This is a genomic window from Pseudarthrobacter sp. R1 (assembly GCF_024494415.1).
Lineage (GTDB): Bacteria > Actinomycetota > Actinomycetes > Actinomycetales > Micrococcaceae > Arthrobacter.
The window spans coordinates 33,460-45,917 of record NZ_JAMKFI010000006.1; the positions used below are offsets into that span (position 1 = coordinate 33,460).

Consider the following 12,458-nt stretch of genomic DNA (forward strand, 5'->3'; position numbering starts at 1 on the left):
GGAGGTCATCGTGGACGCTGAAACCGCCGATGTGGTGGGTCATGATGTCACCACCATCACCTGTGTGTGCGGCAACACTGTCAGCCAGGACGGATTGATACAGGCGAACTCAGAGGGCGTGCCCGTTTATGCGGCATCCCCGGTCCCCGAAGGGCTGGCGCCCTGGCCGGAGGACGAGGACCTCTACACGCTGTGCCCCCGATGCGGGCGGGTGTACCGCGACGCCGTCATTGAGGAGACAGGGACCGCGCCCGTCGCGTTCCGGGTGGACGTCACCACCGGCCCCGTCGCAGAGGCAATCCAGGTCCACTGGGACCTCAGCCCGTAAAGGCGGGCGACGAGACCCACAGCAAAGGGAAGCGGACGACGGCGGGGGGCGCCCGCCGTCGTCCGCTTGCCCGAGCAGGTCCGGACGCAGCGGCAGCTGGCCACACCGGTGCTAAGTATGCTTACGATGTTAAGCGACTTGTCCGCACGACAACGGCCGGAGCACTCCGGTGGGAAGAGGTAACCATGGCCATGTTTCCTGTTGCAGAGCCGAGGAAGACGGGTGGGGCATGGGTTCCGTAGTAATTTTCGCTCCGTCCCCCGTCCTGACGGTCACAGTAGAGGACGTAAACGGCACCGCAGACATCCACATTCACGCTGGCGGCCAGGGCGTATGGCAGGCCCGCATGCTCAAGGCGCTTGGTGCCGAAGTGACCATGTGTGCTGTTTTTTCCGGCGAAAGCGGACGCATCCTGCAGCACCTGATTGATGATGAAGGGGTCAAGGTGCTGCCTGTTTCCGGCGAAGGAAACAGCGGGGCGTATGTCCATGACCGCCGCAGCGGCGAGCGCGATGTGGTGGCGGAGTCGCCCGGCCACCGGCTCACCCGCCATGAGCTTGACGAACTTTACGGGCTGACGTTGCAGGCCGGGATGAAAGCGGGCACCGTAATCCTCAGCGGCACCGGCCGGGAGGATTCGGTGCCGCCGGACATGTACCGGAGGCTGACAGCTGACCTGCGCACCGCCGGGTGCACCGTCATCGCTGACCTTGCCGGCGAAAGGTTGAATGGGATCCTGGCGGGCAACCCGTCAGTGGTCAAGATGTCCGACTCTGAAGTTGTGGACAGCGGCCGGGCCGGCGTGTCGGAAACAGGACAGCTGGTCGAGGCAATGCACACCCTCAACCGGGAGGGCGCATCGGCCGTCATTATCACCCGTGCCCACGAACCCTCCCTGCTCCTCAGCGACGGGGAAATCAGCGAAATCCACGTTCCGCAGTTCGAGAGCGTGGAAACAAGCGGCGCCGGCGATTCACTCACCGCCGGGGTGGCAGCGGTGCTGGCCGACGGCGGGCACCTTCACGATGCCGTTGTCCTGGGCACGGCAGCAGGCGCCCATAACGTGACCCGCCACGGACTGGGCTCCGGTGAGGCATCAGTGATCCATGAAGTGGCGAAACTGGTCAGGATGGTTCCTCTGAATGACACCAGTGAGACCGATGCGGCGCAGCAAGTGAGCCCCGACGAGCTGGCACGAAAGGTCAAAACATCATGAACCAGCCCACCCGTGTCCTTATTACCAACGACGACGGCATCGGCTCCCCCGGCCTGCATGCCTTGGCCGCGGCTGCCGTCCGCGCCGGCCTGGACGTGGTGGTCGCAGCCCCCGCCTCCGAGGCCAGCGGCAGCAGCTCCTCGATCACCGCAGTGGAAGAGGACGGCAAAATTGCGATTGAAAAGCGCCAACTGGAGGACCTGGATGGCGTTGAAGCCTTCGCTGTGCACGGAGCGCCGGCCTTCATCACCATGATTGCCACGCACGGCGCCTTCGGTCCTCCGCCGGACGTCGTCCTGTCCGGAGTGAACCGCGGCGCCAACGTGGGCCGGGCCATTCTGCACTCCGGAACCGTTGGAGCGGCACTGACAGCCGGTGTCAACGACGGACGCGGCATGGCAGTGTCTTTGGATACCGGCCTGAATCCGGAAGAGATCCATTGGGACACCGCCGCACGGTTGGCGACCAACCTGCTGCCGTTCCTGCTGGAGCAGGACGCCGGAAGTGTCCTGAACCTCAACGTACCCAACACTGCCGGGCCCGAACTCCCGGCGTACCGCACCGCCACGCTAACGAGGTTCGGCATCGTTCAGACCACCCTCGCGGAACGTGGGCAGCAGCACGTGCGCCTGGCCATTGCGGACACCACGGAAGCGCCCGATCCGGACAGCGACGCCGCGCTGCTGGCGGCTGGCTATGCCACGGTGACTGCCCTCCAGCCGGTCACCGGAACAGTACTGCCCGCCCTGGACGCCCTGCCTCACGCCGCATCGCGCGGTTAGCAATTTCCCGGGCGCATCACAGAAGGAAGCGGACGACGGCGGGAGGTGCCCGCCGTCGTCCGCTTCGCTTTGGTGCCTAGGAGCTGAAGGGGACCTTCTCCCAGCTCAGGATGTTTCCGCCGTCGGAGCTGTTGCCGGCCACCGTGAACCGAACGTAGTTGGTGGCGTTGGCCGAGCCGTCTACGGTGATGCGCTGCAGGCGGTCCGCGGCGGGCTGGCCGTAGACGTCCAGCCAGGGTGAGCCCTCGGCCAGGGGCTGGTTCTCGGCAAAGACGTGGCTGTCGCCATTGATCAGGTAGACCGGGCGGTCGAAACCGTTGGTCTCCTCGACGATGGCCTGCACTATCCCGCGGAACCCGGAGAGGATTTCCGGATTGACGGTGGCAGCGTTGAGCAGCGACGGATCGAACATGTCGGCCTGCGTCATCAGCACCACGGCGCGGTCGTTGCGGCGTTCGGCGTCCGCGAAGGTGTCGCGGATCTGGTTCAGCACGGCCTCCGTCCGGTGCTTAACTTCGGCCAGCTGCCCGGACGTGGCTTCGGTGTTGCCCAACCCGCTCCAGGGCTGCAGCGCGTTGTTGCTGCCCTGGATGTTTAGCACGGAGAAGGCCACGCGGTTCTGGTTGAAGCGGACGTTTTCGGGCAACCCAAGGTTCTCCTGGCTCTTCACCGGCATGGTGGCGCCAAGGGTCTTGCCGGGCTCGTTGAAGAAGACTTCCCGCAGCTTGTCCAGCCGCTCCAGTGGGTTGTACGCACCGTTGTTGGTCCGGTGGCAGTCCACCCACTCGTTGTCGCCCGGGGTGAAGACCAGCGGCTGCTCGAAGGTGTCGAACTGCGTACGGATGTTGGCGAAGTACTCGTCCGAGCAGACCGAGGAACCGTTCTTGATATCGCCCACGTGGGTGACGAACTTCAAATCCTTGTCGGCGTTGATGTCCTGGATTCGGGCGGGAAACTTGGCGATTTCGGCGTCGCCGTACGGGATGTCGCCGATGACGCCGAAGGTGAAGGCCTCGCTGGTGCTGTCAGCGGCGGTGGCGGGCTGGGACGAAAGGAGGCCGAGCGCCAGGACGGCGGCCGCCGTCGTGATTTTCAAGGTCTTGGAAGGCATGGGGAGGGTCCTGATTCTGGTGGGAGCGACTGAGGAGGCGGCTTAGGACGCGCGGGCGGTGAGGAACTGCTGCAGGCCGTCGAGGTCGTCGGTGTTGATGTGGTCCACGCCGGCGTCGAAGAGCTCGTTCCATACAGCTTCGCGTGCGGCGCCGGGCATGTCCGGGGTGGCCCAGAAGCGGACGCGGTAGCCGTTGGCGTGGGCCTCGGCAACGTAGGCGTGTAGTTTGGCGCGCTCGGCCTCGGGCATCGGACCGATGCCCTGCCAGGTGAACAGCTTGGTCCAGTTGTCGCTGACCAGCGGCATCAGGCCTGCGGGCTTGCCGGAGGTGAGGTCGGCGGAGCGGCCGTCGTAGAAGCTGAACCGCTTCTCCTGCGCCTGCATTGTGGCGAGCGGACGGTTGCCACTGATGACGGCGGTGACCGGGCCGGTCTTGGTGGTGCCGTTGGTGTAGCGGCTCATGATGTCGCGGTATTCGGCCAGTTCCTGCTCGATGGCGGCGTACGTGGCTTCGCCTTCGCTCTTGATGTCGATCAGCAGCTGCAGGCTGCCGTCCCACTTCGGGTAGACGCTGTGGCCCTGCTGGCTGCGGACCAGGTCCTGCAGCGGGTCGAGGTAGAGGCTTTCGAGGGTGACGCCGGGCTGGACGTCCTCCAGGTCGTGCGCCACCAGCAGCTCGCCGTCCACCAGCCACACGTCTGCCTCGACACTGGTGAAGCCGCGCTCCAGTGCGTCGAACAGGGGGCGGTCGTGCTCATAGTCATTGTGCGCATGCGCCTGGGCCAGCGGCTGGCCGAGGACGACGGGAGCGGGCTTGGTTGCCTCGGCCTGAGCGGGTGCCGCGGCAGTTCCGGCCAGGGAGGCAAGGACGGCGACGGCGGCAAGGGTGCGTTTCACGAACACGGAGTACTCCTGGTACCTCGGGGATGTCCGCCCGGGCGTTTGGGGGCGCCGGACAGAAAGGGTGCGTGAAAAGACTGCTGGCCGCGGGAGAACGGCGGAGGACCTGTTGTTTGCCGGCGGGTGAACTGGAAGGGTCCAATCCCCTGCGCGGCAGCCCCGGCATCCTAAAGACCTATCCCCGCGTTACGACGCTCCGAGGTAGATGCTGACGGTGGTCCCCCCAGTGGGACTGGGAGAAATCTCCAGCCGTCCCCCGTGGGCGGCGGCGACCCTTGCGCACGTCGCCAGGCCCAGCCCCGTTCCCGGCGGGGTCGCCTTCCCGGTGCAGGCGGACCAGCGGTTCGACCACCTTGCGCCGGTCCGTTGCTTCGATTCCCTTGCCGTTGTCCTCCACCCGCACCACGGCACCGGCTCCAACACGCCGCCCACTGACGGTGATCACCGGGGGAACCCCCGGACGGCGGTACGCCACCGCGTTCTGGATGAGGTTTTGCAGGGCTACGCGCAGCTGGCTTTCGTCGGCGTCAAAAACAAAATCCTCACAATGCACTTCTGCGCCGGCTTCCTGCAGGCCCAGCCTCAGGTCCTCTGTGACCTCCCTGACCAGGCTTGCCAACGACACCCGGGTCCTGGACAGGGAACCGCCAATGGAAGCGAACCCCAGCAGCTCCTCCACCATGGACAGCATCCTCCGCGCGCTACCGCCGACGATGTCCAGGTACTCTGCGGTTTCCTCCATGTGGCCCGATTCGGCGTCCGTCGCCCCCAGCTCCACGTAGCCCAGGATGGAGGTCAGCGGGTTCCGGAGGTCATGACTGACACGACCTGTGAATTCAGCGAGGCGTTCATTGCTTTCCCTGGTTTCATCCAGGGCGTCGGCCAAGGCACCATGAAGTGCCGTGACCCGCCGGGCGGCCAGCAGGCGGGTGTGCAGGACAAAGGGGTCCAGCGGTTTGCCCACGTAGTCGTCCGCTCCAGCCCTCATGCCTTCCAGCACGTCCGCCTGGGCACCATGCGAGGTCAGCAGCATCACGTACGTGTAGGAGCTTGTTTCGGCGGCCCGGATTGCCCGGCAGAGGTCAAACCCGTTGAGCCTTGGCATCATCAGGTCGCTGACCACCACCTGGGGACGCCGCTCCTGGTAAAGCTGCCAGGCAGCGTCGCCATCAGCGGCCACAATGCACTGATGACCGGACTTTTCGACGGCGGCCTTCGCCACAAGCAGCGATCCTTCGTCGTCGTCGGCGACCAGCACCGTCATGGCGGCCCCGGAGTCATCCAGCCCTCCGGAAGTCGACGCGGCTTCCACACCACGGCCGGCCAGTCCTCCCGGCGCGCTCCAGTTCGAACTAACTGCCATGATGCCCCCCGGCATTTATCGTCACGGGCGGGCCCACCATCGGTCGCCGGAAACCATCGTCCCACGGGACAGGCTGGCAACGGTGGGGCTGGCAAGGGCGGGGCTGGCAAGGGTGCTGACGACGGCGGGGGGCAACGCCGTCGTACATTCTTCCCTCCCCCGACGGCGGGGCCAGCTCAGGGGGGGTCCTGCCAGTACCCGTTTCAGCAGAAACTCCCACGGGCACCCGGAAAAGGCGTTGACTGGAGGAAGGCCGGCGCACCGGCACCGGCAGGGACCGTCATGAGCAAAGGAGTCATCATGCATACACGGACACTTGGGCAGGGTCTGCAGGTTTCGGCTATGGGGCTTGGCTGCATGGGCATGTCGCAGAGCTATGGTCCCAACCCCGGGGACCGCCAGGCCATGGTCGGCGTACTGCGCGACGCCGTGGAGATCGGGATCAACTTCTTTGATACGGCCGAGGTGTACGGCCCCTTCGTCAACGAGGAACTCGTTGGTGAAGCACTCGCTCCGGTCCGCGACGAGGTGGTCATCGCAACCAAGTTCGGGTGGCGGATCGAGGGCGGCAAATCCGTGGGGCTGGACAGTTCACCGGAGCGGATCAAACGTGTTGCGGACGAGTCACTCCGCCGCCTGCGCGTCGACACGCTCGACCTCTTCTACCAGCACCGCGTGGACCCCAATGTGCCGATCGAAGAGGTGGCCGGTGCCGTCGGCGAGCTCGTCCAGGCCGGCAAGGTCCGCCACTTCGGCCTGTCCGAGGCCTCGGCCGCGACCATCGGCGCCGCCCACGCCGTCTTTCCGGTGACAGCTCTCCAGAGCGAGTACTCGCTCTGGACGCGGGACCCGGAACCGGAAGTGCTGCCCACCCTGGCGGAACTGGGAGTCGGATTTGTGCCTTTCAGCCCCCTCGGCAAAGGCTTCCTCACCGGAACCGTCGATCCGTCCACCCAGTTCGCGGAAGGCGACGTCCGCGGCACCATTCCACGCTTCACAGCCGAGAACCGCGCCGCCAACCAGGCCTTGGTGGAGCACGTCGCCGAACTGGCTGCCGCCAAGAACGCCACCCTAGGACAAATCGCGCTGGCCTGGCTCCTGGCGCAGCAGCCTTGGATCGTGCCGATCCCCGGGACCCGGCGTCGCGAGCGCCTTGAGGAGAACGCAGCGGCAACAACCGTCCCGCTCTCCGCAGACGAGGTTGCCGACCTTAACGCCGTCGCCAGCCGGATCGGGGTGCAGGGGAACCGCTACAACGATGTGCATATGGGGCTCGTGGGGCGGTGATGGCCTAACACTCTCACACTGAGAAAACGGGCCGGAAGTGACTCCGCGTTGAAAGGCAAGCGGACGACGGCGGGAGGCGCCCGCCGTCGTCGCTTCCTTTGGTGCCAAGCGGCTGAAAGGAGCCCGCCAGCCGCACTTGGCCCAGGCTCCCCTGCCTGGCTAGAGCTTTGCCCGGAAGAAATCCGTCAGCTTGCCAAAGGGGATGAGGCCCACGCGGTCGTAGAGGTCCACGTGGCCGGCCCCGGGAACCCAGAAGAGTTCCTTCGGCCCGCTGGCGAGCCTGTATGCCTCCTCGCTGAACTCCCGTGAGTGTGCTTGGTCGCCGGTGATGAACAGCAGCGGCCGCGGCGCGATCAGCTCCAGGTCGTTGAACGGGTGGAAGTTCATGAACTTGGTGTTGGTGGCCAGGGCCGGATGCGTGGTGGTGTTTGGGTGGTAGCCGCGGGCCGTGCGGTAGAAGTCATAGAACTCCCGGTCCACCGCGGTCGATTCCGCCGTGAGCACTTCCGGTGTCCCTCCCGTGTACTGGACAGCTCCGCCGGCGAACTCGACGTCACGCTGCGCGGCAGCCTGGGCGATGATGGCCTTGCGCTGCTCCAAAGTCACGGACTTGTTGAGTCCGTCCCGGTTGGCGGCACCCATGTCGTACATGCTTACCGTGGCGATGGCTTTGATCCTCGGATCGATCTTGGCCGCACTGATCACGAAGCTGCCGCTGCCGCAGATCCCGATGGCGCCGACGCGTTCCTTATTCACGAATGGCTGTGTCCGAAGGTAGTCGACGGCGGCGCTGAAGTCCTCGGCGTAAACGTCGGGCAGTACTGAGTTGCCGGGCTTACCCGCGCTCTCACCCCAGAACGAGAGGTCGAAGGAGAGGGTCACGTATCCCTGCTCGGCCATCTTGGTCGCGTAGAGGTTGGCGCTCTGTTCCTTCACGGCGCCCATGGGGTGCCCCACCACCAGTGCCGGGTGCGTTGTGCCCCGGTTCAGGTCGTTGGGGACAAACAGGTTGCCCACCACCTTCATGTCGTACCTGTTCTTGAAGGAAATCTTCCGGACCGTGACCTGGTCGCTGGTGTAGAAGTTGTCCGCCCCGTTCGAGGTCTCTCCCGGTTCGAGGTCCTTGCGGGAGGTTGGAGCGGCGAAAGCCGGCCCGGCTCCTGACAGCCCAGCCGCACCGGAGAGCCCAATGGCCGCCGCGCCGGCGCCCGTCAATTTGATGATGTTCCGGCGTGATACACCGTCAGCCTGGATTCCCTTGTTGTGCCTTGCGTTGCAGTCCGTGCTCATCGTATTCATCCTCGTGGTGGTCAGTTACGTATCTGGTGGACTTCGTCGTCCTTTCGAGCACACCACGGCCTGATGGATGAGTGAGAGACCCTGTTGAAACGGGTTATGGCAGAGCCCCCAAAGGGTGGACGGAGGGGGTTCTGCCGCACCCCGTCTTGGCAGAGCCCTTGTTACAGCCGACTGCAGGCCGTTGGATGAAAGGGCAGACCAAAGCGTAGGGAGCAGCTGACGCCATGCAGGAATATGCATTGATCGGGGAGGGCAAAGCAGTGAGCGTCTTGAGGGGCAGCTACAACACACGCCTCCGCCTCACGGCAGCGGTACTGTCATTGGCTTTCGCTGCCGCAATCACTGCCTGCAGCAGCAGCGGCGGCACTCCAAATGCCGATCCAGCACTCCCGCCGTCGCCAGTTACTACGGAAGATAACGCCACCATGACAAGCTCACCGGCAGCAGACAGCACCCCGATCACGATAGACATCACCGGGCAATCGGTAAGCGCAGTCCTCCACAACAACACAACCGCCCGCGCACTGATTGATCAGCTGCCCCTGACGCTCACGTTCAGGGACCATGGCGGCCAGGAAAAGATTGCCGACCTGCCGGCACCGCCCTCCCTCGAGGGCATGCCCGCCGGCAACGATGCTGAACCGTTGACTATCGGCTACTACGCACCTGAGCAGGCACTGGTGCTGTACTACGAAAACGTCGGCCACTTCAAGGGTATTGTCCGGATCGGCACGTTCGAGGATCTCGCTGCAGTACGGGACCAGGCCGACGGTTTCACTGCCACACTCGACATTGCGCCGTAGCGGACGACGGCGAAAGGCACCCGCCGTCGTCCGCTTTCTGTTTGCTGGGCGTTGATTCCCCAGCAGGTCCCACTGGCACTTTCAGAACTGCCCGGTGGGGCCGCTGTCCTTGACTTCGCCACGCCAGCCGCCGGTTTCGGTACCGCGTGATTCGATGAAGTCCTTGAACTTCCGCATGTCGGCTTTCACCTGCATCTCGTCAATCTTCAGTGCCGCGCCTGCCTTTTCAGTGACTGTTTCGGGTGCCCATTCGAAATGGACTTTGACCTTCGTGTGATTGGCGTCCAGCGGCGTGAACCTGATGATGCCCGCATGAGACTTGCCGTCGGTGCTGCGCCAGGCAATCCGGTCGTCAGGCTCCTGGTCGACGATTTCGGTATCGAACTCCCGTTGAACGCCGGCCACCTTGGTCACCCAATGGTTGGTGGTGTCGGTCAGCTGGGTTACGGATTCCACACCGGACATGAACTGCGGAAAGGACTCGAACTGGGTCCACTGGTTGTACGCGGTCCGCACCGGGACAGCGACATCGACGGTCTCTTCCACGTGCTCCATCTGCTACCTCCTTATGACGGGCGGCCGCAACGGCGGACTGGCAGCACGGCATCCTGCCAGTCAGGCAGCCACCATATTTGCACGATAAGTCCGTCGGCTACCTGTGTCCAGACCTTCGGAATTCCCCGGAATCGCCGCCGCAGGTGGCGGAAGGATGCAGGGGTCAAACCCGCGATGATCAGCTCACGAGCGCCGGATCACGTCAACGCGATGGCGTTCGCGGGTGAGCCCGTTCCGCCGGTGATGTTGAGCGGCTTGATGCTGAGGAAGGCGTCCCACTTGCCTGTGCTTCGCATGTGCCGGCTGAGGGGGCCGAGCCGCCACAGTTCGCCAAGGGGCATGCCGAGTTTGGCGAGGAGTTGCTGGTGCATCATTCCGTGGTCGTTCGGTGCCGAGTTGCGGTAGGGGCTGCCTGGCACGGCTGGTAGGCATTCGAGGGCGAAATTGTCAGCGGCAAGGAGGGACAGTTGGTGGTCCCATGCCCAGGCGACGAAGTCTTCGGACTGGGCAATACCCGTGGCCCGGCGGCTGTCCCGCGTCCGTTGTTTTCCGTCCGGTGGGAGGGCCAGGAACCATTCGCACCAACCGGTGTGGAGCATGAGAATGTCGCCCGGCCGGAGGCTGACGGACTGCTTCTTGAGTGCGGCCTCGATCAGGTCGAGGCCCAGGGGCTCACCCACGGCATGGTCGATGGGGTGGCCTTGGCCATTGCGGTATCCCTCAAGATCCACCATCACTCCCCTGCCGACGATGGGACTGTCCGCCCATTCCTGGATGCCGAGATCAGGCGTACCTTCCCGGATGCGGTCATCGGAGGTGTTGTTGTAGAAGCCGACGTCGTCGGCCCTTCGATGCCGCAGTCCGTCGATCTGGGTCGAACCCTGCAGGTAATAACCGTCAAGGTAGTCGTCCCGGTGGGCTGGGTGGGAGGAGTAGATGGTGTGCCGGGGAGCGCCGCGCTTGAGGGACATTCCGGGGTCGAAGGCGTCTGCCGGGTAGTCCAGGCCAAATGCAGTGCCGGTTCGAATGCAGTTCCGCGCCTCCAGTATTGCTCCCGGCGTAATGAACGACGGCGTTCCGCGCGTTGGCTCCGGAAACAATCCCCAGGAGGTCCCCGCCAAAACGCCCTCCCGCCGCAGCAGCCCGGCGAATGAAGGATAGTTGCCGGCAAGGGAGGTCATCGCGCCCCGGCTTTCTGCGGCTGTTCCTGGTTCTGGTGGCGTTTGTAGCTGAGGAGGAACCCGGCAATGGCACAGGCGGAGGCGGCGATGCACATTGGCGTCTTGATGGTCTCGTTCAGCAGCGTCAGCCATGCGCCCTGGCCGGCGATCAGCGCAACTGCCTGACCGGTCACGAACACGACTCCGCCCAGGAGCAGCGCTGCCAGGGTGAGGACGAAGAGGACTTCAACGGCCCTTCGGATCTTATGCATGTGGTGTTCCTTTAGATCGGCAGGACGCCAAGGATGATCAGCACGCCGATGCCGAGCAGCGGCAGGGCGTAATGGGTCAGCAGCCGGGCGAAGGTCTTGATGGGGTCCACGTCAGCGATGCCACAGGCAACGTACAACGGGGCGCCTCCCGGCGGGACCGCCGCTTCACAGGAGGAGAAAACCAGGACGGCAACGGCTGCGGTGGTTGCCGGCACCCCCGCCGCGACCAGGGTTGCGACGCCGACCGTTCCGACGGCCGCCATCGTCGCCGTCGCGGAGAGCGGCGCTGCGACGGCGATGATGATCAGCCCAATCAGGATCGCCAGGAGCCACAGGGGCAGGTTCAGCCCGTTCAGCAGTTCCGTCATTTGCTTCGGCAGTCCGGTCGCGGCGAGGGCGTTCGCCCCGGCGAAAGCGAACACTACCGTCACTCCGACAATCCCGAACCGTGGTGCGGAATCCTGCAGCAACGCCCACCAGGCACGTCCCTTACGGGGAAGTTTCTTCCGGCCCAGCAGAAAACCGGTGATGATGAGGACCACCGGGATCCAGACGATGACGCTCACAGTCTTGGTGACATCACCCCCGGTCCAGGCCGACAGGGCTTCAGCGACGGCGCCGGAGGTGATGACCAGCGGAATGGCTACCACGACGAACAGCAGCAAGGTTGCCCAGCCGCGGCTGAACGCTGAACCGACAGAGAGCCGGTGGGCGGCATCAAGCGGGGTCATCCCGCTTTTGCGGACCAGCAGCCAGGTGACGATCAGCCGGTGCAGGAAGCACCATAGACCGCCGAACAGCAGCGGCAGGACGAGCGCGTTGATGTCCAGCAACGGCCCCACCGTCGCGGACCCGACGAGAACGAACATGGACGCGCTGAACGGGAACGTGATACCCATGCCGGCGTTTCCCGCCACGAGCGTGGCTGCCGCGGGCTTGTCCAGCTTGGATTTTTCCATCCACGGGATGGTGACGGAGCCTACCGTGGCAGCGATGGCGGCCTGGTTGTGGACTACCCCTCCCAGGCCTGCCGATGCCACGGTGGATACCCAGGCCGGTCCCCCTCTGACTCCCCCGATGAGGGAGTTCAGCAGGTCGATCAGCTTGTCGAGCACCCCGGTTTTGTCCAGCAAGTATCCCATGAAAACGAATGCCATGGTTGCGTAGACGATTTCGTCGGTTATCGCGGAATAGAGCGCCGCCCAACCGATCTGGCCGGCTGCCGAACCGGTGAAGGGGAGCACAACCAGGAAACCGAGGATCATGGCTTCACCGACACTGCGCTTGATGACAGTCGTCCAGAGCAGGATGACGGTCAGGTAGGCGCCAAGGGCCCAGATGCCGATCATGCTGCTGCTCCTGACCGCGATCTGACGGTGGTG

At 64.7% G+C, this 12,458-nt stretch carries 13 protein-coding genes; 5 read left to right on the top strand and 8 right to left on the bottom strand.

Annotated features, from left to right (window positions below; genetic code table 11):
* Nucleotides 1-10 precede the first annotated feature (10 nt).
* The 3 genes from M8J71_RS06250 to surE all read left to right on the top strand — a co-directional run bounded on the left by M8J71_RS06250 (nt 11) and on the right by surE (nt 2,326).
* On the top strand, nt 11-328 hold the full coding sequence (locus M8J71_RS06250) for a hypothetical protein (RefSeq protein WP_256247104.1): 318 nt from the start codon (nt 11-13) through the stop codon (nt 326-328).
* Nucleotides 329-557: 229 nt separating this feature from the next.
* On the top strand, nt 558-1,544 hold the full coding sequence (locus tag M8J71_RS06255; protein WP_256247105.1) for a 1-phosphofructokinase family hexose kinase: 987 nt from the start codon (nt 558-560) through the stop codon (nt 1,542-1,544).
* Nucleotides 1,541-2,326: a 5'/3'-nucleotidase SurE gene (surE, locus tag M8J71_RS06260; protein WP_256247106.1), complete on the top strand. Its 786-nt coding sequence runs from the start codon at nt 1,541-1,543 to the stop codon at nt 2,324-2,326. Before M8J71_RS06255 ends, surE begins: the two co-directional genes overlap by 4 nt.
* Before the next feature lie 76 nt (nt 2,327-2,402).
* Here surE and M8J71_RS06265 read toward each other — a convergent pair whose 3' ends face one another.
* The 3 genes from M8J71_RS06265 to M8J71_RS06275 form a co-directional block, all read right to left on the bottom strand.
* Nucleotides 2,403-3,437 (bottom strand): metallophosphoesterase, encoded by a 1,035-nt coding sequence (locus M8J71_RS06265; protein ID WP_256247107.1) that lies wholly within the window; start codon nt 3,435-3,437, stop codon nt 2,403-2,405.
* A gap of 42 nt (nt 3,438-3,479) precedes the next feature.
* Entirely contained in the window at nt 3,480-4,340 is an 861-nt protein-coding gene (locus M8J71_RS06270; RefSeq protein ID WP_256247108.1) for a phosphatidylinositol-specific phospholipase C/glycerophosphodiester phosphodiesterase family protein, read from the bottom strand.
* Nucleotides 4,341-4,512: 172 nt separating this feature from the next.
* Nucleotides 4,513-5,700, bottom strand: a complete 1,188-nt coding sequence (locus M8J71_RS06275; protein WP_308292948.1) for a HAMP domain-containing sensor histidine kinase — start codon at nt 5,698-5,700, stop codon at nt 4,513-4,515.
* Between the two features lie 300 nt (nt 5,701-6,000).
* Between M8J71_RS06275 and M8J71_RS06280 the strand changes: the two genes are divergently transcribed.
* Entirely contained in the window at nt 6,001-6,987 is a 987-nt protein-coding gene (locus tag M8J71_RS06280) for an aldo/keto reductase (protein WP_256247109.1), read from the top strand.
* 159 nt (nt 6,988-7,146) lie between these two features.
* On the opposite strand, the gene M8J71_RS06285 is transcribed toward M8J71_RS06280, so the two are convergent.
* On the bottom strand, nt 7,147-8,277 hold the full coding sequence (locus M8J71_RS06285; RefSeq protein ID WP_256247110.1) for an alpha/beta hydrolase: 1,131 nt from the start codon (nt 8,275-8,277) through the stop codon (nt 7,147-7,149).
* A 233-nt stretch (nt 8,278-8,510) separates the two neighbouring features.
* Between M8J71_RS06285 and M8J71_RS06290 the strand changes: the two genes are divergently transcribed.
* Nucleotides 8,511-9,089, top strand: coding sequence for a cyclophilin-like fold protein (locus M8J71_RS06290; protein ID WP_256247111.1), 579 nt, complete (start codon nt 8,511-8,513; stop codon nt 9,087-9,089).
* Nucleotides 9,090-9,170: 81 nt separating this feature from the next.
* Here M8J71_RS06290 and M8J71_RS06295 read toward each other — a convergent pair whose 3' ends face one another.
* From M8J71_RS06295 to M8J71_RS06310, 4 genes are all read right to left on the bottom strand, one after another.
* Nucleotides 9,171-9,644 carry an SRPBCC family protein gene (locus M8J71_RS06295; protein ID WP_256247112.1) on the bottom strand — a complete coding sequence of 158 codons (474 nt, stop codon included), beginning with the start codon at nt 9,642-9,644 and terminating at the stop codon, nt 9,171-9,173.
* Nucleotides 9,645-9,841: 197 nt separating this feature from the next.
* Nucleotides 9,842-10,825 carry a cyclase family protein gene (locus M8J71_RS06300; protein ID WP_256247113.1) on the bottom strand — a complete coding sequence of 328 codons (984 nt, stop codon included), beginning with the start codon at nt 10,823-10,825 and terminating at the stop codon, nt 9,842-9,844.
* Complete coding sequence (locus tag M8J71_RS06305) at nt 10,822-11,076, bottom strand: hypothetical protein (protein ID WP_256247114.1); 255 nt, start codon at nt 11,074-11,076, stop codon at nt 10,822-10,824. The genes M8J71_RS06300 and M8J71_RS06305 overlap by 4 nt, the downstream gene beginning before the upstream one ends.
* 11 nt (nt 11,077-11,087) lie before the next feature.
* Complete coding sequence (locus M8J71_RS06310) at nt 11,088-12,425, bottom strand: TRAP transporter large permease subunit (protein ID WP_256247115.1); 1,338 nt, start codon at nt 12,423-12,425, stop codon at nt 11,088-11,090.
* Between the last annotated feature and the right edge of the window lie 33 nt (nt 12,426-12,458).

Coding starts and splice junctions, on each gene's coding strand:
- M8J71_RS06280 (WP_256247109.1), top strand. CDS start 6,001: ATGCATACACGGACACTTGGGCAGGGTCTGCAGGTTTCGGCTATGGGG.
- M8J71_RS06275 (WP_308292948.1), bottom strand. CDS start 5,700: ATGGCAGTTAGTTCGAACTGGAGCGCGCCGGGAGGACTGGCCGGCCGT.
- surE (WP_256247106.1), top strand. CDS start 1,541: ATGAACCAGCCCACCCGTGTCCTTATTACCAACGACGACGGCATCGGC.
- M8J71_RS06300 (WP_256247113.1), bottom strand. CDS start 10,825: ATGACCTCCCTTGCCGGCAACTATCCTTCATTCGCCGGGCTGCTGCGG.
- M8J71_RS06290 (WP_256247111.1), top strand. CDS start 8,511: ATGCAGGAATATGCATTGATCGGGGAGGGCAAAGCAGTGAGCGTCTTG.
- M8J71_RS06265 (WP_256247107.1), bottom strand. CDS start 3,437: ATGCCTTCCAAGACCTTGAAAATCACGACGGCGGCCGCCGTCCTGGCG.
- M8J71_RS06295 (WP_256247112.1), bottom strand. CDS start 9,644: ATGGAGCACGTGGAAGAGACCGTCGATGTCGCTGTCCCGGTGCGGACC.
- M8J71_RS06305 (WP_256247114.1), bottom strand. CDS start 11,076: ATGCATAAGATCCGAAGGGCCGTTGAAGTCCTCTTCGTCCTCACCCTG.
- M8J71_RS06255 (WP_256247105.1), top strand. CDS start 558: ATGGGTTCCGTAGTAATTTTCGCTCCGTCCCCCGTCCTGACGGTCACA.
- M8J71_RS06285 (WP_256247110.1), bottom strand. CDS start 8,277: ATGAGCACGGACTGCAACGCAAGGCACAACAAGGGAATCCAGGCTGAC.
- M8J71_RS06310 (WP_256247115.1), bottom strand. CDS start 12,425: ATGATCGGCATCTGGGCCCTTGGCGCCTACCTGACCGTCATCCTGCTC.